Source organism: Pseudomonas sp. FW300-N2F2, from assembly GCF_017351655.1.
Classification (GTDB): Bacteria; Pseudomonadota; Gammaproteobacteria; order Pseudomonadales; family Pseudomonadaceae; genus Aquipseudomonas; species Aquipseudomonas fluorescens_AA.
In genome coordinates this window covers 1,001,085-1,018,000 of sequence record NZ_JACNDQ010000003.1, presented here as the reverse complement: position 1 = coordinate 1,018,000, position 16,916 = coordinate 1,001,085, and the positions used below count along the sequence as shown (strand labels likewise).

General features: G+C 51.7%; 15 protein-coding genes and 2 pseudogenes. 9 read left to right on the top strand and 8 right to left on the bottom strand.

Going from position 1 to position 16,916, the window contains the following annotated elements:
* Window positions 1–97: 97 nt before the first annotated feature.
* Window positions 98–1,435, top strand: coding sequence for a hypothetical protein (locus J4E63_RS25120; RefSeq protein ID WP_207283659.1), 1,338 nt, complete (start codon window positions 98–100; stop codon window positions 1,433–1,435).
* A gap of 91 nt (window positions 1,436–1,526) precedes the next feature.
* Here J4E63_RS25120 and J4E63_RS30995 read toward each other — a convergent pair whose 3' ends face one another.
* Window positions 1,527–1,841: a low molecular weight protein tyrosine phosphatase family protein gene (locus tag J4E63_RS30995; RefSeq protein WP_259334258.1), complete on the bottom strand. Its 315-nt coding sequence runs from the start codon at window positions 1,839–1,841 to the stop codon at window positions 1,527–1,529.
* Window positions 1,842–1,852: 11 nt separating this feature from the next.
* Window positions 1,853–2,044 (bottom strand): annotated as a pseudogene (locus J4E63_RS30990) (hypothetical protein); the annotation flags it as partial.
* A gap of 688 nt (window positions 2,045–2,732) precedes the next feature.
* On the opposite strand from J4E63_RS30990, the gene J4E63_RS25115 reads away from it, so the two are divergent.
* The 3 genes from J4E63_RS25115 (at window position 2,733) to J4E63_RS25105 (ending at window position 7,583) form a co-directional block, all read left to right on the top strand.
* Window positions 2,733–4,691, top strand: a complete 1,959-nt coding sequence (locus J4E63_RS25115) for an ATP-binding protein (RefSeq protein ID WP_207283658.1) — start codon at window positions 2,733–2,735, stop codon at window positions 4,689–4,691.
* Between the two features lie 87 nt (window positions 4,692–4,778).
* Window positions 4,779–5,885 carry a protein kinase domain-containing protein gene (locus J4E63_RS25110; RefSeq protein ID WP_207283657.1) on the top strand — a complete coding sequence of 369 codons (1,107 nt, stop codon included), beginning with the start codon at window positions 4,779–4,781 and terminating at the stop codon, window positions 5,883–5,885.
* Between the two features lie 9 nt (window positions 5,886–5,894).
* Window positions 5,895–7,583 carry a hypothetical protein gene (locus J4E63_RS25105; RefSeq protein WP_207283656.1) on the top strand — a complete coding sequence of 563 codons (1,689 nt, stop codon included), beginning with the start codon at window positions 5,895–5,897 and terminating at the stop codon, window positions 7,581–7,583.
* 800 nt (window positions 7,584–8,383) lie between these two features.
* Here J4E63_RS25105 and J4E63_RS25100 read toward each other — a convergent pair.
* Both J4E63_RS25100 and J4E63_RS25095 read right to left on the bottom strand, forming a co-directional pair.
* Entirely contained in the window at window positions 8,384–8,743 is a 360-nt protein-coding gene (locus J4E63_RS25100; protein WP_092223344.1) for a DUF6124 family protein, read from the bottom strand.
* A 519-nt stretch (window positions 8,744–9,262) separates the two neighbouring features.
* Window positions 9,263–9,829, bottom strand: a complete 567-nt coding sequence (locus J4E63_RS25095) for a helix-turn-helix domain-containing protein (RefSeq protein ID WP_103311147.1) — start codon at window positions 9,827–9,829, stop codon at window positions 9,263–9,265.
* 150 nt (window positions 9,830–9,979) lie between these two features.
* Between J4E63_RS25095 and J4E63_RS25090 the strand changes: the two genes are divergently transcribed.
* The 3 genes from J4E63_RS25090 (at window position 9,980) to J4E63_RS25080 (ending at window position 12,014) form a co-directional block, all read left to right on the top strand.
* Window positions 9,980–10,762, top strand: coding sequence for an aldolase (locus J4E63_RS25090; RefSeq protein WP_053152480.1), 783 nt, complete (start codon window positions 9,980–9,982; stop codon window positions 10,760–10,762).
* A 19-nt stretch (window positions 10,763–10,781) separates the two neighbouring features.
* On the top strand, window positions 10,782–11,669 hold the full coding sequence (locus tag J4E63_RS25085; RefSeq protein WP_207283655.1) for a dihydrodipicolinate synthase family protein: 888 nt from the start codon (window positions 10,782–10,784) through the stop codon (window positions 11,667–11,669).
* An 84-nt stretch (window positions 11,670–11,753) separates the two neighbouring features.
* A complete protein-coding gene (locus J4E63_RS25080; RefSeq protein WP_207283654.1) occupies window positions 11,754–12,014 on the top strand; it encodes a Rho-binding antiterminator in 261 nt (86 codons plus the stop codon).
* A 120-nt stretch (window positions 12,015–12,134) separates the two neighbouring features.
* Here J4E63_RS25080 and J4E63_RS25075 read toward each other — a convergent pair whose 3' ends face one another.
* From J4E63_RS25075 to J4E63_RS25065, 3 genes are all read right to left on the bottom strand, one after another.
* Complete coding sequence (locus J4E63_RS25075; RefSeq protein ID WP_207283653.1) at window positions 12,135–12,818, bottom strand: hypothetical protein; 684 nt, start codon at window positions 12,816–12,818, stop codon at window positions 12,135–12,137.
* A 239-nt stretch (window positions 12,819–13,057) separates the two neighbouring features.
* Entirely contained in the window at window positions 13,058–13,753 is a 696-nt protein-coding gene (locus J4E63_RS25070) for a hypothetical protein (RefSeq protein ID WP_207283652.1), read from the bottom strand.
* Between the two features lie 61 nt (window positions 13,754–13,814).
* Window positions 13,815–14,300 (bottom strand): DUF3592 domain-containing protein, encoded by a 486-nt coding sequence (locus J4E63_RS25065; protein ID WP_207283651.1) that lies wholly within the window; start codon window positions 14,298–14,300, stop codon window positions 13,815–13,817.
* 282 nt (window positions 14,301–14,582) lie between these two features.
* On the opposite strand from J4E63_RS25065, the gene J4E63_RS25060 reads away from it, so the two are divergent.
* Both J4E63_RS25060 and J4E63_RS25055 read left to right on the top strand, forming a co-directional pair.
* Window positions 14,583–15,776 carry a colicin E3/pyocin S6 family cytotoxin gene (locus J4E63_RS25060; RefSeq protein ID WP_207283650.1) on the top strand — a complete coding sequence of 398 codons (1,194 nt, stop codon included), beginning with the start codon at window positions 14,583–14,585 and terminating at the stop codon, window positions 15,774–15,776.
* On the top strand, window positions 15,773–16,003 hold the full coding sequence (locus J4E63_RS25055; protein WP_103311155.1) for a hypothetical protein: 231 nt from the start codon (window positions 15,773–15,775) through the stop codon (window positions 16,001–16,003). The genes J4E63_RS25060 and J4E63_RS25055 overlap by 4 nt, the downstream gene beginning before the upstream one ends.
* A gap of 72 nt (window positions 16,004–16,075) precedes the next feature.
* Here J4E63_RS25055 and J4E63_RS25050 read toward each other — a convergent pair.
* A pseudogene (locus J4E63_RS25050) lies at window positions 16,076–16,441 on the bottom strand (DUF6124 family protein).
* Between the last annotated feature and the right edge of the window lie 475 nt (window positions 16,442–16,916).

The window sequence follows — 16,916 nt, the reverse complement described above, 5'->3', positions numbered from 1 at the left end:
TCGTCGTCTGTCTGCGCGCCTACTCGGACGCAAGAATTTCATCCACAGGTCTTCTACGGAACCACGGAATGACTAAATAATTGAAGGACTCAAATTGATGTCAATTTCGATAGAGGATTTTTTCCACCCTTACGTAAAGTTTCTCCACGGCGCGGCCTACAACCTGCACCAGATCCTGGAAGGCCTTGGCGTCGTATCATCGACCTTCACCGGGCGTAACGACGCCGGGCAAATCATCGGAACTTACTGGTCGCCCGATGAAGCCATGGTGATCACGCTGGGCTATCTGATGATGCTGTCACTGCTGCTGATCCCCTTGCTGGCAGCAACAGCCTTTACCGCGAGCAAGAAGCGAGGCGTGCTCATCTTCTTCGTGCTCCTGTTCCTACCCGGTGTGTTGAACTGCCTGGGCCTTTTCCCAACCATCAATTACCTGCCTATTCGTTACACCATCAATGGCGTTGGGAAGCTGGGCAGCGAAGTCGGACTGATTCCCCTGTTGATGCTTTGCGCCCTCACCGGATGGGCTGTCATGGTCCTTATTTATGACAACCTCAACCTCACCGAACGCTTCCGACAGCTATACGATCACTTCTGGTTTCCGCTGGCATTGGTCGCAGCGGTGTTCTTCGTGGCGGACAACGGCGCCAATGAAGACGCCGCATTGCTGAAGGAAGCGACAGCGAGCATCCAGGACGCCAGCGCGTTCCTGTTGGGCCAGATCAGGCGCTACGATGATTACTGTAAGGCCAATGGCCTGGGTGACCTGAAGTCGTGCCAGTGGAGCAGCGATTCACAGTGGACCTTTACTCACATCAAGGAAGGTGAAGCCAGCTACTTCATGGATTACGCGCCGGACGACTCCAAAGGGTTCTACGCCGCGAATAGAAGAACCCTAAGCGATGAGGACATGATCGCCATTCGCACAGAGATCAACGACTACAACCAACGGTTGTGCCCCGTGAAGCACTTTTCCAATGGCATGTCGCGCTCATCGCCGCTCTCCAGCACCTGTGAGTACGTCCCCCGTGGCTATTGCTCGGTCAACCCTGATGCTCCGCCGGGACTCGTAGACAAAAATATCAGCAGCCACACCGTAGCCTTGGCCAGCGAATGCATCATTCCCTGGCTCGCCGGTGCCAAGCCTTCCTTAAAGCAGTTGTCGGCACTAGTCAGCCAACATGACAAAGCCAAGAATCAGCGTTGGCTGTATTTCCTTGCTGTCGCTGTGGCGGTCGGAGCAAAAGTGGCCTTGGCGACTACCAAGCTGTGTTTGATTGATACACGGCCTGTGGCTGATAGGCGTCGCGTTTTTAGGGCTGCACGGCATCGCTTGGGCCAGTGCCTTCGTGTGCTGAAACGCCTGCTGGTTGGTTCTGGCCGCTTAGCATGGTTCGCTGCGACCCACGTATCCAAGCTGGTTAAACGGGGGTAGCACGGCGGGATCAACCTTCTACCGTTGATCATTTCGCCTAGCCATTGAGGAAAGGAGCGGCTCGTGAAGATTGCCCTAAATACTCAAATACTCAAATACACAGGTACGACGTCACCGATCGCTCAAGCATGTCCACCAGCTCAGGATCCATGAAGCGATAGTCATCGGGAATATCCAGAACATGCAGCTGCTTGTGCTCAAGCAGCCGAGCGTACTCTGCCCGTAGACGATGCTCGTGCTTGCGCTCCATCACAAAAATGACATCGGCCCAACAGATATCCGCTGTGCCGATAGGATTGCGTGCGTTGGGGCTAGCGCCCGCCGAACGAGTGCTGAAGCCGGGACGTCGACGCCAGATCGCCTCCCCGGTAGGGCTGCGCCATTGGTTACGACTGCAAACGAACAGGAGATTAGTGACTCTTGATCCAACAGTTGGCGGGTGGGGCGGATGGGATAGCTCATACCGAGCTGACGCGCCCGGTGCAGCTTGTCGGCACGAGTGTAGATTAGCTTCCAGTTCTTTTCTGGTTTTGAGTTCTGCGGGCTAATCGCTTCGCGCCCATTGTGCTTGCGGGACTGTGCGCGTCTCCAGCTGCGGGTCCTTTCCATAGTTGTTTACTCGTGAGTACCGGGTTCAGCAGCCGCGGTAATACGAGGTGGTGGGATGGTAAGCGTGAATTGGGGGGGCTAGTGTGGGCGAGGTTGGATAGCTGTGGTTAGACGGTCCGCAACGGCTGTCGTTTCGGGATAAAAATAAGGGAGTGGTGTCGCTCCCCCTTTTCCACTCAATCATCCAATTGATTTTAATGATAATTTTACTTATTAATTTAGGCCCTCCGCACCATTGTTCAGCTCTGTTGCAGGCTGAGACCTTTCTTCCAAACGATCCCGACTGCTAACACGGATGTTCCCACTCGAGGCCAGAAACTTCACCGCCCTGCCTAAACGAGACATCCCTCACCTTTCCTCCTGCCTCCAAGCGACCACGGGCTAAACATTAGCGAAACGGAGAACGTCTTCGCTCCCCTGTTCAGAGCGAAAAAAGCAAATGCAACCCAAAAGCATTCACATCAATGAAACGGCTCTGTCCAAACGGCCATGTCTGTAGTAGCGTTATGCCGTCCCTCCCAATCTTAACCATGCGGGGTGAAGCCTACTTCTCTCCAAGGACTAAATGCGACTGGCTTCAATATTTAGCGGCCCTTGAATAGGACTTTAGGGTTATGGATATAGGACATAGTATTGAACAAATCATGCCCCACCGCTTTTCTGATAATTGGACTCAAGGAGGAAACTAATGGAACAGGCATGCTTATTTGGACCAAAATTTTTAGAGAAATTTGTTGGGCGAAATATTCTGTACGACCCTAAAGTAGCTATTGTCGAATTAATCGCGAACTCATGGGACGCAGGAGCAAGCGAAGTCAAAATAACTTGGCCTACTCCGGAAAATGAACAACACTTCTCCATCAGCGACAATGGTACTGGGATGTCCGAGGAAGAATTTATTTCTCGATGGAGAACATTGGCGTACGATAGAATTTCATCTCAAGGCGACAACATAATTATCAATAACAAAAAACGCACAGTTTTTGGAAAAAACGGGATAGGAAGGTTCGCAGGCTTTTGTTTTGGAGAGCGTTACGTAGTAGAAACCATAAATAATGGAACATTAATTCAGTACGAAGTAACTATAGAGAACGTCTCGACCCCCTTCAGAACAAACAAACTTAAGTCAGAAAAAACCTCAAAACCTAATGGAACTCGCATTTTTGTATCCGAAGCGGCTCCTTCCAGAATTCCAGAAAGTACAATCCTATCTGAAATAGGTATGAGATTTTTGACAGACCCGTCATTCTCTTGTTACGTAAATGGCGTAAAAGTGGACTTCTCCAACATCCCCGAAACGAATATCTCAGTCAATGAAATCAATCTCGAAAAAGATAAAAAACTCAAAATAAAAATAATAGACACAATAGAATCCGATAAAACAACAAAACAGCACGGCGTGGCTTGGCATGTGAATGGTCGATTAGTAGGTGAAGCAAACTGGAAAGATAATGGTTTCGACGAAATAATTGACGGAAGATCTGCTGAAGCCAAACGCCACACATTCATTATTGATGCAGACTTTCTCAGTAAACAAGACGCAATCAAGGCTGACTGGACAGGCTTCAACGACACACCAGATTTTAATAAAGCTCGAGACGCAAGTTTTGAATTCATAAAAGCTCACATTCTAGGTCAAACACAACAAAAGCGGGAGCAAACCTTAAGCAGTATCAAGCAGAAGCAAAACATTCAGATAAGTAACTTAACTCCTCTGCGGAAGGAGCGCTGGGAAAAGGTAATTATAAAAGTTCAAGAAGAGTGCCCCAGCCTTTCAGAAAAAGATCTACTAAAAATCTCCGAGATATTAGTAAGCCTAGAAAAATCAGATAACAAGTACTCATTGATAAGCAAACTGCATGAGTTAAAACCTGACCAACTAGACAGCCTACACAATATCCTCAACGATTGGAGCCTAGATTTAGCCAAAGAAGTATTAGACGAGCTACAGATCCGCCTTAAACTTCTTGATGAACTAAAAGAAAGAGTTCTAGACACCAACACGAGAGAAGTTCAAGATCTACAGCCTCTTTTCCATCAAGGACTTTGGATTTTCGGACCTGAGTATGAAACAATCGAGTTCACCTCAAATGAAGGAATGACAAAAGTAATACAAAAGCTGTTTAAATCTGACGATATTGGAAGTAGGAATCGACCGGACTTTGCGATTCTTCCAGATAGTACCGTGGGGACGTACTGTTATCCAACATACGATAGCGACGGCGGCGAGATAGGGATTGACAAATTAGTAGTAGTGGAGCTTAAAAAACCAGGAGTAGCGATCAGCACAGACGAAAAAGCTCAATGCTGGAAGTATGTTAGCGAGCTGATAAAAAAAGGGTTGATCAGCAGAACTACAAGAGTTACGTGCTTTGTTTTGGGCAACGAAGTGGACCCCTTCGAGAAAGAGGCTCGGCGAGACAATGATAATTGCATTATCCAACCCATGGATTATCAAATTGTTATAGCACGGGCTAAAAGTCGTCTTCTGAAACTTTATGACCGAGTCAAGGGCGCCCCTTTTTTAGAGGAGCAGCGTATCGCGCTTGGGCAGTCAGCACAAAACCAACTTCCTTTTTTAGAAGATGATAATGCATACGCAACCCAACGACTCCAGGCCACAGTCTCTGGAGCACCACTAATTTAGAAGGGGGCACTTCCTGGACGTAACCTGCTAAAACACTAAATATTACAGAATGAAATTCCGCACGGATCCATACTTAGGGAGCTAATGATGAGTGTAGCTAACGTTAATCCAGCAGAACGACTGAGCGGCACCGCCTTGGAAGGTGGATGGCAGGTAGGAAATATGATTCCTACAGGGCGTCGCAGCGGCGGCACGGGCGGATTTTTTTCAGTTTCATATGAAGTTGCAAGCGGTGAACGAAAAGCTTTTTTGAAAGCATTTGATATATTAACACCTATTAACAATGCGGTAGCCGCTGGGGAAACATTCACTACTACGCTCTTGGCTCATTTGCAGGCTTACGAATTCGAAACCAAGCTTCATTCGATCTGCGCCGATAAAAACATGAAAAGGATAGTTAAGATACTATCACACGGACAAGTAAACCTACCTCCTTTTCCTGGCGAGCAAATTAGTGCAGTTCCATACATGATAATGGAATTGGCGGATGGCGGGGATGTTAGGAATTACATAGGTAGCTCTGAATATATCGATTTATCAGTAAAACTATATTACTTGCGAGATGTAGCGTCAGGACTAATACAATTACACGGAGCCGAAATTGCTCATCAGGACCTCAAGCCTTCCAATGTAATGATTTTTGGTGGTGCCACAGCCAAAATTGGAGATCTGGGCCGTGCAAGCAAGCGAGACATAAACAGTAGCAATGACCTTTATAAAATAGCAGGAGATTATGCATATGCTCCTCCAGAACAGCTATACGGCTACCAGTTAGACAATTGGTATGATCGACGTCAAAGATGCGACCTGTATCAGTTTGCCTCATTAATAAGTTACTTACTCTTCTCTGCAAGCTTGAATACCATGTTAAAAAACAGGCTCCCCCCGCAACTTGTACCAATAGCATGGGGAGGAACGCATGCTTCCTACATCGACGCGCTCCCTCATTTAATAAAAATATTTAATGAGGTGCTTCAGGAGTGGGAAAAAGAACTCCCGACCTGGCTAGCCCCTGAAATCATCGATATTCTTCAGCAATGTGGCACACCATCTTTTAGTGAGAGAGGATCAAAAAAAACTTTAAGCTCCCAACCCTCTAATCTTGGGCTTAATAGGTTTGTCTCACAATTTGACAGGCTTGGTTTCAAAGCCACTATCGAAGCTCGCAAAATCTTGAAAGTTACAAAACCCTGAGGATGCATCATGAAGCATCTTGACACAGATAGAGATGTATTACCTGCTTGGATGACATCACACAGCGTGGCGGGAATGCCTGAATTAAATTCGGTAAAAAAAAATAAAACGCACTTCAACATAGAGAGATCAGCCCCAGATATTCTTAAGGAGTTCCATGCTACCCAAACCGTTGGTATCGCTACAGAACTTCTCAACGTCGCAATTATAGAAAACGATCAAGAAAATGCTGACATCGCTGCACAATTCCTTAAAGACAAACGACTTCTATCACCTTCATTAATAAAGCTCCTACATAACCCATGGGACTTTCAAGTCCCGGACAAGCCCACCGAACACCCAATATCGATATTAAAAAAACAGCTTAAGCTTTCAAATAACAACCCTCTTATATGGGCCGATTTATCCAGAGAATATGCCATCTTCGGAGAACAGGAGAGATCCATAAAAGCAATGCTGGCGGCCCTACATTATGCGAACGATCACCGTTGGATCACTCGTATTGGAGCACGAGTTTTTGTGCACTTTAACGAACCCGACCGGGCCCATTACACACTTCTAAAAAATCCCAGCATAAAGGCTGACCCATGGCTGATTGCCACCGAAATGGCTGTTTCCCGTAAAGCCAACAGACAATCCAAACTGCTTTCAAACGGAAGAAATTTATTAGAATCAAACATTCCTCCTGTACACATGTCTGAACTAGCAAGCTCTTTTGGCACCTTAGAACTTTTGAATGGTGCAGAAAAAAAAGCAAAAAGTTTTTTTAAACAATCACTGCTAGCCCCCAACCAAAACTCTCTAGCGCAAGCTAAATGGGCAGAGCGAAATTCGAGATTAAAAAATCTAGTTAACGTACCCTTAGACTCACACATAGTTGCTTATGAAGCTCAGTACTGGGAGGCCTATAGTAAGCAAAATATACCGCTTGCTATGGAGTTCGCGAAAGCATGGTACAACCAAGAGCCTTACTCAAGCGGCCCAGCAATTGCAATATCCTATTTAGCCGCCCTGCTAGACGATTATAAACTGCTACTACAGATCACTACCAAAGGGCTAGTGGCCAATCCACACAATTCAACATTAAAACTAAATCAGATTTTTGCTTGGATCGCAAGTACGGACATAAACCGAATCGCTAGCGAAAAACCTAATTTTATTGATAAGACCCTACGAACTCTTGACTTGTTAGCGGAGCACGATGACTGGTCACTAAAAGCGCATGCCTTAGCAAACACAGGAATGCTCCACTACCGCACAGGCAATTTAGAAACTGGACGACTGCAATATAATCTAGCTGAAGAAATATATGAACGGCACGCTCCAAATTTCAAATTTGTACTTTTGGTTAATCATCTACGAGAAGCTTTAATATCAGATGCAAACTGGGCCCAAGAAATAATGATGAAAGCTGCTGCACTTACAAAAAAAACAGACACTACAGAAAATCCTGGTGCAATTTTTTATTTCAGAAAAATTGAAAAACTATCTAATAAATCTGGCAGCTGGCTATTTAAGTTCAAACATGAAGGATCCACACATCTAATTGCAGAAGAACTGAGCAATGGGCACTCCAACATAAAGCAAGTAACGCCTATAGACCTAGAATCAAAATTCTGGCTACCTGAACGCTTTTCCAGTAAAGAAATTTTTCGCCCATTTACTCTAAGCGCCCCCACAACCAAAAAAAAGCCCTAACGAAAGCCTGCTACCACAAAACACGCACGATACTTTAAGTTAAACTTAAAGCAGCAATCAACGCAGAAAACATAAATCTTGATGCAGACTTATAAAAACACAATACTATCTTATCCACCTCGTATACAATCTTACCCGGGCATAAAAAACCTCACTCATTTAGACACCTCATGCCCGGGTATTCTTTGCCCCACCTCACAATATCCAAAGCCCGGCTCGCCAACAGCTCACTCATCTCTATCACCTGCAAAATCCCAACGCAACACGCCGCCTAGCCCCATCGTAAAAGTGGACAATGAAATGAATTCGTCCCCGTTTCCCTTATGTCACAACCATGATTCTAACTCTCATTAAAAGCCCCCCCAAAAACCTTAACTAACTATCATTACGGACTGCATCCAGTTCTGCATACTTGCTTATTTTTATTTTGCCTCAGGCGAAGGAGCTCGGCATATCTATTGATTCGTGACACTTTTATCATCTGACAACCAATAAAGATCTGTTTAGAGAGAGGAGTTAGCTATGATGATTGAAGACAACTTCAAGACTTATAACAATGGCGACAAAATACAGATCAGATCTGAACCTAGGGGAGCAAGTATAAAACGGGTTTATTTTCAATCGGTATATACCGGATTCTTAAACTATCAAAATATAAATTTTCAGCGGTACTCGATAGAGCTTTCGGCTCTTACCCGCATAGAAGCGCAATAGTAAAAATCTTAAAACCAAGGTATAAAATGACTCTTCTCTAAAAAGGTCTTGTTAAACAAGACCTTTTTTGTTGCTGCCGCTAGTGACTACCTCACCTCAACAATATCCAACGCCCGATTCGCCAACAATTCACTCACCTCAATCACCTGCAAAATCCCCAACGCAACCCGCCGCCTTGACCCATCCAGATCAAACGCCAAATCACTGATCATCGCATTCGCCGAAGCCAAATTCTCACTGAGATTCGCAAGCAAACACTCAGAATCAACCCCCGGATCAATTCGAAAAATGGAGTCCGACTTGTCAGACGTTTCGCTCTTAGGCTTAGGCTTCAGGTAGTAATCCAACGCTCGTGTGGCAGCGTCGTCGATTTTTTTGTTGCGGGCAGATTGGGCGCGGGACGTAGGTTCGTCTGCCGCAGGAGGATTTGGAGTAACTTTTACCATCGTCTTGCTTCCTGTAGTAGGAGCCATCACCCACTCGCTGCTAAACGATGGGAGGCAGCTGTACGCAGGTTAGCAGACCGGGGAAACAAGAAACCGGCGCGTCCGGGGACGCCCTGCGCACAGCCACCATCAAGTGCAGGATGGGGAATCCTGACTGGATGACGCCTTGCACAACCTGTTTCACCGCGAGCTGCTAAACCCGATCACTGACAATCAGTGACAGGTCCAAAACTACCGACGCAGCCCCAGGCGCACAAGCCGGCGGATTCTGGCGTAGTTGTAGGCAAAGGCGCAAGGCGCTGTGGCTTGGCGGGCCTTCGTCGCCGTTGTCTGTCGGTCTGTACTGACAGACGCCGCTCGACTGGTCTGAGCAGAGGTCCGATGCCGTTCAATTGAGGCTGTCGGAAGGTCTGTGGCGAGGCGCTTATAGGAGGGGGCTGCTGCGCAGCCCAGCGGGAGCAAGCTCCCTCGCCACAGTTCATTGTTTTGCTTATCTGAATGGCATTGCGATTGGAGCCACTAGGCGCCCTCGCCCTTCTCCCCAGACTCATCGCTGTGCACCACCACCAGCAACTGCGCCTGAACATCCCCCACCGAACGCAGGCGATGGGGTTTCTGCGCATTGAAATGCAGGGCATCGCCACGGTTCAGCAGCACGCGCTCGTTCATGAAGTCCACTTCCACCTGCCCCTCGTGCACGAACAGGAACTCCTCTCCGGTGTGTTCCTTGAACGCGTGATGGGCCGTGAATTCGGCGGCCGGGTAGAGGATGAAAGGCAGCAGGCTGCGCTCGGACACTTGATGGGCCAATACCGCGTATTCGGAGCTGCCGCTGCTCGCCGCGAGGGATTGGCGGTCTTCACTGCGCACCAGGCTGTAGCTGTCGAGAGAGACGTTTTCTTCGGAGAACAGCTCCTCGACTTTCACGCTCAGGGCCTTGGCGAGCTTGAGCGCCGTGGCGATGGAGGGCGTGCTCAAGCCCCGCTCCACCTTGGACAGGTAGCTCTTGGTCATCCCGGTTTTTTCGGCCAGGACGTCCAGTGTCATGCCGAGTTTTTTCCTGAGCAATTTCAAGCGAATGGACATAGGTAACCAACATTTCCAGAGAAACGGACAATCTGCGATTGCAAATGACACTTTGTGTCATATAGTCTATTTAGTGTCATTAGCACCTTCCTTTCACAGCTTCCATGACGCGGATCAAGAACGGTCAAAGAACGAATCAGGAGAACGGATATGAGCAAGACACTGGCGACGCCCAAGGACCAGTTGGTCCAGCATGCTGTTAATCAGATGCAGAAAACACTGCCGGATAATACGTGGACTGTACGACAAAAGCTGGCCCTGACCTGCCGCATCCTGTTCGAGAACGGCCACGACTCGGGCTTGGCGGGGCAGATTACCGCGCGCGGGCCGCAGCCTGGCACCTATTACACCCAGCAATTGGGCCTGGGCTTCGATGAAATCACCGCCGGCAACCTGTTGCTGGTCAATGAAGACCTCGAGGTGCTGGAGGGCCATGGCATGCCCAACCCGGCCAACCGCTTTCACACTTGGGTCTACCGCGCCCGGCCGGATGTGAATTGCATCATTCACACCCATCCGACCCACATCGCTGCGCTGTCGATGCTGGAAGTGCCGCTGCAGATTTCCCACATGGACCTCTGTCCGCTGTACGACGACTGCGCCTTCCTGGAGGGCTGGCCGGGTGTGCCGGTGGGTAACGAGGAAGGCGAATTGATCGCCGGTGCCTTGGGTGACAAACGCGCCATCCTGCTTTCCCACCACGGCCAGTTGTCCACCGGTGCCACCGTGGAAGAAGCCTGCAACATCGCCCAACTGATCGAACGCGCCGCAAAGCTGCAATTGCTGGCCATGGCCGCCGGCGAGGTGAAACCGATCCTGCCTCACCTGGGCCGCGAAGCCCACGACTGGATCGCCCGGCCCAAGCGCCACGCGGCCGCCTTCAACTACTACGCCCGGCAGACCCTGCGTCAACACGCCGATTGCCTGAACTGAACCCACCAGGAGCGAAGCCATGTCTACCCCCAACATCCACGGCATCATCGGCTACACCATCACGCCCTTCTCCACCGACGGCCAGGGCTTGGACCTGGACGCACTGGGCCGGTCCATCGACCGTCTGATCGACAGCGGCGTGCATGCCATCGCGCCCCTGGGTAGCACCGGCGAAGGCGCCTACCTGAGCGACGCCGAGTGGGACCAGGTCAGCGAGTTCAGCATCGCCCGCGTCGCCGGCCGGGTGCCGACCGTGGTCAGCGTGTCTGACCTGACCACCGCCAAGGCGGTACGCCGCGCACGTTTTGCCCAGGCGAAGGGCGCCGATGTGGTGATGGTGTTGCCGGCCTCTTACTGGAAACTGAGCGAGGCGGAAATCCTCGCGCACTACCAGGCCATCGGCGCCAGCATCGACCTGCCCATCATGCTCTACAACAACCCCGCCACCAGCGGCATCGACATGTCGGTGGAGTTGATCCTGCGGATTTTCAACGCGGTGGATAACGTCACCATGGTCAAGGAAAGCACTGGCGACATTCAGCGCATGCACAAGCTGCAGTTGCTGGGCGAAGGCCAGGTGCCGTTCTACAACGGTTGCAACCCACTGGCGCTGGAGGCCTTCGCGGCCGGGGCCAAGGGCTGGTGCACCGCTGCGCCGAACCTGATCCCGCAGCTCAACCTCGACCTGTACGCCGCTGTCCTGGCCAACGACCTGAGCCAGGCCCGGGCGTTGTTCTATCGTCAATTGCCGCTGCTGGACTTCATCCTCAAGGGCGGTTTGCCCGCCACCATCAAGGCCGGTTTGCGTACTCTTGGCCTGGAGGTTGGCGACCCACGGCTGCCGGTTTTTCCACTGGATGACGCCCGTAACGAGCAACTGCAGGCGATGTTGAAACAACTGCTCTGATTCGCGAAGGGCGCTGAGTTCTAATCTTGCGACGGACAGGTGGCGCCCTAACCTGTCCGGTCGCTCCATTGGGTGTCACATGAGATGAAGACCTATCAACCGTTGAACTGCGACCTGCATGATTACCTGGAGATTGCCTGCCTGTACGGCTACACGCTGGACATCGAACTGACTGACGGCCAACGCCTGACCGCCCGTGCGATCACCACGCGCACCGCCTCCACGCGGGAGGAGTTTCTTGAGGTGGAAACTGCGGAAGGTCGCCGAGAGATTCGACTCGATCAGTTGCTGGCGATTACGCCGCAGGATGACAACGCCAGGTTTGGTCGGGTTGTGTTGGCGTAGCGGAGTCTGCCGGGCGGGGAGGTTTTGGGGCTGCTGCGCAGCCCAGCGGGAGCAAGCTCCCTCGCCACGGGGAAACTGCCTGCCGTCCCCTTTCGATAAGTGCCGGGGGTGCTTTGGTCGTCAGGACGGAGGATAGGCCTCGTTAAAGGCCCCGGCAAAATCTTCCGCCTTCGAAAAGAGCAGCATCTCCACGTCACCGATCTCCACATCCAGTTTTCGGGAGACGTTCACCAGCAACTGGATGTAAGTCGAGTAGACATCGGTCGTTGCAATTCGAATCCAGCGCTGTTCACGCGCCTGGGTTTTCAAGCGGGGCCAACAGGCGTTGAGGTGGGTGTTTCGACCCGCCAAGTGCGGAAACCACCAGCGTTGCTCATCGCTGTGAAGTATCTGTAGAACGTTCAGGGAAAATGCGACCCGCGCATCGAAGATGGCGTGTTCGGTTGGATTCGAGAATGCCGCCACCTTCGACCATGAGGCGATGCCGTTGTGCTTGTCCGGCACCCGCCCCTGTGACACGGTCTGAACGTAGCCTTGCATCGTTGCGAGCTTATTTCCGCCAATACCTCCCCACACGCGCACCGCGTAGTCTGCGAGGGCCATTCGTTGTTCGGGCGACGTGGTCCATTCCTGGGCAACATGTCGCTTCAGGGCGCGCGCTTTTTCGTACCAGTTCGAGCCATCGATCTCCCATTTGAATGAATGGTGGACGAGAGCGGTATCGAACGTCCAGGTATAGGTATGGGGAAGTGATGGCAAGTGCTGTGTAGCGTAGGAAAGCAGCGCATTTTCGAGAGACTGCATGGACGAGACCACGTATTGGACGAGGTCGAGATATTAGATGACTCCCGGTCGAGCAGCGAGTTTTCCTGCTTCGCGTGTAGAGAGAAGCCACGGCACCAACTGAGAGTGCCTAGGCCGGTACCACCTCACCCGCTTGCTCCAACGCCAATCGATGCAAGGTGACAGCCGCCAGTTCCAGGCCATGACCCCACGCCCACCTGGGCGGTACCGGGGTCAACTCCTGCGGTTTGCCTGAACCTTTACTGCTTCAAATCTTCTATCAGCTTACCCACCGCCAAATCAGACACCCGGGAAAACGCCGCCCGCAGTGCTTCGGGATCGGTGGCGTACTGCTCAGGGGTATAAGCGAGGGTGTTGCTTTCATTGAAGGGTGAAATGGTGTTGAAGTTGCGCCAAACCGAAGTGCCACTGCGTTTCATGGAGCCGTTGACGCCAATGACGGGGTACAGCACGGAGCTGTAGTTTTTCAGGCTAAGCCCCCACTGCGAGACCATGATTTCAACGTCGGCATCAGCTCGTTCACCTTCCGCCACAATGGTGAACATCCCTTCTTGCTTGATACGCCTCTCGAAGCTTTCACGCACCAGTTTGCCCATATCGATACCGTGGGCGTGCATGTTGTTCAGAATCGCTTGGGAAATATCCATTGTCGCGCCGTCGGCCGCCTTCGTGCCCACGACCGAGCCGGCACCTGTCAATGCGTTTGTGCCAGCGCTGGATGCGCCGGACGCCATACCCGCCGCGGCACCTGCTCCGGCCCCCAGCCCGGCCCCCCACGCCTGGGTCATGCTCGTGTACTTGAAATTTTCTACCGCAAAGTACACAGGAAGGATCTTGATCGTTTTGATCTGGTGGCGATCCTCAACACTCAAAGACTTGGTTACACAGCCGGAAAGCAGAACGAGCGAAAGCAACGCGAGCATCAACTTTTTCATGGGAGGGGAAACCGATTACCTGGATGAATGAGGGCTTTGGGCACCATGACCGACAACCGTTTCAATAGAAGCGGTCTTCTTCCTTCATGCGATAAATTCTTCCGAAGGTTGCGAAGGAAATCCCGAGGAATACCAATGTCAGCACCACTCCGCCTGCCATGATGAAGAAGCCGGAGCGATACGTGTGAAGCTCGGTGGCGATACTGCTGATTTGCGGAAACCAACGTGAGTAGAGCAGCGGAACGTCACCCCCTACCTCGTACTGATCATGTTCGTTATAGCGTTGGTCCACGTATTCGTCTTCATGGACTTGTTGATCACCGTCGGCATACCGGTAGTGGATGATGATGCCGTTAGCATTCATCGGGATGCTTTCCAGTTGCGTCACGCTGCCGTTTACCTCGACGGCACTCCATCGGATCGCCCCATAAATGGACCCGGAGTGTTTCGCCAGGGAGGCCAGGACCAGGAGCACACAGCACGCAACGGTAAGCAGGACTATTCGGTTATAGAGTTGATCTTTTTCAGCTTCACGTGGGTAAAACATACTCCGGTCCTTCGTATGAGATTCGTCCGCAACCCTATCGGCGTGTGATCCGGCAACTTGAGTTTCACCAGCATTTTGCCCTTATCCCTCAGGTTTCGCCGAACAGGGAAAACCTGGTGGTTTGTTCAGGAATCCAATTCTCTGCGCACAAGAAAGGCCTAGCTGCGCAAGACCTACCTGTATTGAGGAAACCGGAACAACCACTTCAAGAAACCTCCTACATCGCGCCCTTCTCTTGCCGCGTTAGCGTCTGTCCTGCATTTAGCGGACGAGACTCACTACGTGGCGACACGCGAAAAAGACATCCCCCAGGTTCGCAACCCGCCCGGCGGTGACGGGCATCACCTCACTTATCGGGACATGAGCGCCAGCGAACTGGCCGAGCGCGACGCCCTACAGCAGGCTCATGAAGCCATGCTTGCCCGCCAGGCAGCCTACGAACAAATGCGCTGGGCCACGGTGGATAGCAAGCCGTTATCCAGCATGACCGGAAGCGTGTTTGCCAAGAGCTGCAAGCTCCCCAACGGCATCATCGATTACAGCAACCCCAACGGCTACGTCCCAGCGGATCTGGTCAAGCAGTACGGCGATCTCATGTGGCTCGGGGGCAGAAGCACCGACCCGTCCGGCACGATCCCCCTCAAGCGGATCGGCGCTGGCACGGTACCCGCTACCTTGGGCAGGCTCGCGCTGGGCGGTTCGGCAACTTCCGCGGCTGCCGCTGCCAGCGGCACCGTCGGGGCAGCTCTGCTGACAGGTATCGTCGCCCTACTCTGGCCGTCCAATCTGGGCGACAGCGCGCTTTACAGCGAAGATCAGTTACGCGACCTCAAGCAGGCCCGTAGCCGCATGCGCCTGAGCATCGAGCAGCAAGCCGACGGCAGTCTCAAGGGGTATGGCTTCTACACCGGACAGAACCGCGATTGGGAAATGGTCGATGTTGTCCAATTCACCCCGCGGGCCGATCAATTCGTCGCCGACCTGGGTGATGGCATCGAGCTGATCTGGACCCCGGCCACCGACCCGTCCGACACCCTCGGCATTCCTGCCCTGGAAGCGGCGCCACAGGCACCTAACATCTGGATCTATCCGCCAACGCCGGTGGCCGACAGCATCATCGTCGATCCGATCTATCCGCCGGAGTACAGGGATTTCATTCTGGTGTTTCCGGCGGATTCGGGGGGTCGGCCGGTTTATGTGGTGCTGAGTGTTCCGGGGGATCATAAGTACTACAAGCCCCCACCACTGCTTCCTGCGTTTCCAGACGCTACGATTGCTCCTTCCAAAACCTTTGTACGTGGTGGTGGCGTTAAACGTCGAAGATGGAAGGATCGTAAAGGCAGGATTTATGAATGGGACTCACAGCACGGTGCCATAGAGCTGTACACAAAACAGGGTCAACACCTTGGCGAGTTTGATCCGATGACTGGCGAACAAACCAAACCCGCCGATCCGACAAGGAAAGTAGAAAAATGAAGCCCGTCGTTGAAATTTTTGACCAGACTACCGAAGAGCTAATACAGACCGTGGAAGTCCCAAACGTATACATGGACCCGTTGGCCGCACTTATGGGCTGGACAAAGCCTGAAGATTTTTGCTTTGTCTACGACCTGTCACCACAGCAGATAACGACCATAGAAGAGTGGACTCACACAATCATTCATGGCGATAACCGCATCATTCAAATCGTCTGCCTTGAATGACGAATGCGGTCATTTTTTTGAAAAAGGTCTTGTTAGACAAGACCTTTTTCTTATACCGCTGTAGCTGAGTCGCTACCTCACCTCAACAATATCCAACGCCCGATTCGCCAACAATTCACTCACCTCGATCACCTGCAAAATCCCCAACGCCACATGCCGCCTTGACCCATCCAGATCAAACGCCAAATCGTTGATCATGGCATTCGCCGACGCCAGGTTCTCACTGAGATTCGCAAGCAAACATTCAGAATCAACCCCAGGGTCAATCCGTAAAATGGAGTCGGACTTGTCAGACGTTTAGCCCTTAGGCTTGGGCTTCAGGTAGTAATCCAAGGCACGAGTGGCCGCTTCGTCGAGCTTTTTGTTGCGAGCCGATTGGGCACGTGATGTGGGTTCGTCTGTATCTGTAACTGGAGGATTCGGTGTAATTTTGACCATAGCCTTAGCTCTCTTGGTTGGGCGACGTCCCGCTCGCGACTAAACGATTGGGAGGCAGCTGTACGCAGGTTAGTCGACCGACGAGCTAAGAAATCGGCGCACCCGGAGGCGCCCTGCGCACAGCCACCATCGAGTGCAGGTATGGGATACCTGACTGATGGACGCTTGAGCGACTTAGCAACGACGGGCGACTAAACCCGATCACTGAAGAGCAGTGACAGGTCCCAAACTACCGATGCAGCCCAAGGCGAACAAGCCGGCGGATTCTGGCGTAGTTGTAGGCAAAGGCGCAAGGCGACGTCGGCTGGCGAGTTGCGGCCGCCCAATGACTGACAGCCACGGCTGACGTTCCTACAACCCACGCAAAAAATCTTTCCACTCCATCCCTTCCCGCAAAGCCTCCATCCGCTCCAGCAAAGCCCCCCACAAATCCCTACCTCGATAATGCCTTCTTTCCACACCCCCTAGCGCTGCA

Coding starts and splice junctions, on each gene's coding strand:
- J4E63_RS25120 (WP_207283659.1), top strand. CDS start 98: ATGTCAATTTCGATAGAGGATTTTTTCCACCCTTACGTAAAGTTTCTC.
- J4E63_RS25115 (WP_207283658.1), top strand. CDS start 2,733: ATGGAACAGGCATGCTTATTTGGACCAAAATTTTTAGAGAAATTTGTT.
- J4E63_RS25110 (WP_207283657.1), top strand. CDS start 4,779: ATGAGTGTAGCTAACGTTAATCCAGCAGAACGACTGAGCGGCACCGCC.
- J4E63_RS25105 (WP_207283656.1), top strand. CDS start 5,895: ATGAAGCATCTTGACACAGATAGAGATGTATTACCTGCTTGGATGACA.
- J4E63_RS25100 (WP_092223344.1), bottom strand. CDS start 8,743: ATGGTAAAAGTTACTCCAAATCCTCCTGCGGCAGACGAACCTACGTCC.
- J4E63_RS25095 (WP_103311147.1), bottom strand. CDS start 9,829: ATGTCCATTCGCTTGAAATTGCTCAGGAAAAAACTCGGCATGACACTG.
- J4E63_RS25090 (WP_053152480.1), top strand. CDS start 9,980: ATGAGCAAGACACTGGCGACGCCCAAGGACCAGTTGGTCCAGCATGCT.
- J4E63_RS25085 (WP_207283655.1), top strand. CDS start 10,782: ATGTCTACCCCCAACATCCACGGCATCATCGGCTACACCATCACGCCC.
- J4E63_RS25080 (WP_207283654.1), top strand. CDS start 11,754: ATGAAGACCTATCAACCGTTGAACTGCGACCTGCATGATTACCTGGAG.
- J4E63_RS25075 (WP_207283653.1), bottom strand. CDS start 12,818: ATGCAGTCTCTCGAAAATGCGCTGCTTTCCTACGCTACACAGCACTTG.
- J4E63_RS25070 (WP_207283652.1), bottom strand. CDS start 13,753: ATGAAAAAGTTGATGCTCGCGTTGCTTTCGCTCGTTCTGCTTTCCGGC.
- J4E63_RS25065 (WP_207283651.1), bottom strand. CDS start 14,300: ATGTTTTACCCACGTGAAGCTGAAAAAGATCAACTCTATAACCGAATA.
- J4E63_RS25055 (WP_103311155.1), top strand. CDS start 15,773: ATGAAGCCCGTCGTTGAAATTTTTGACCAGACTACCGAAGAGCTAATA.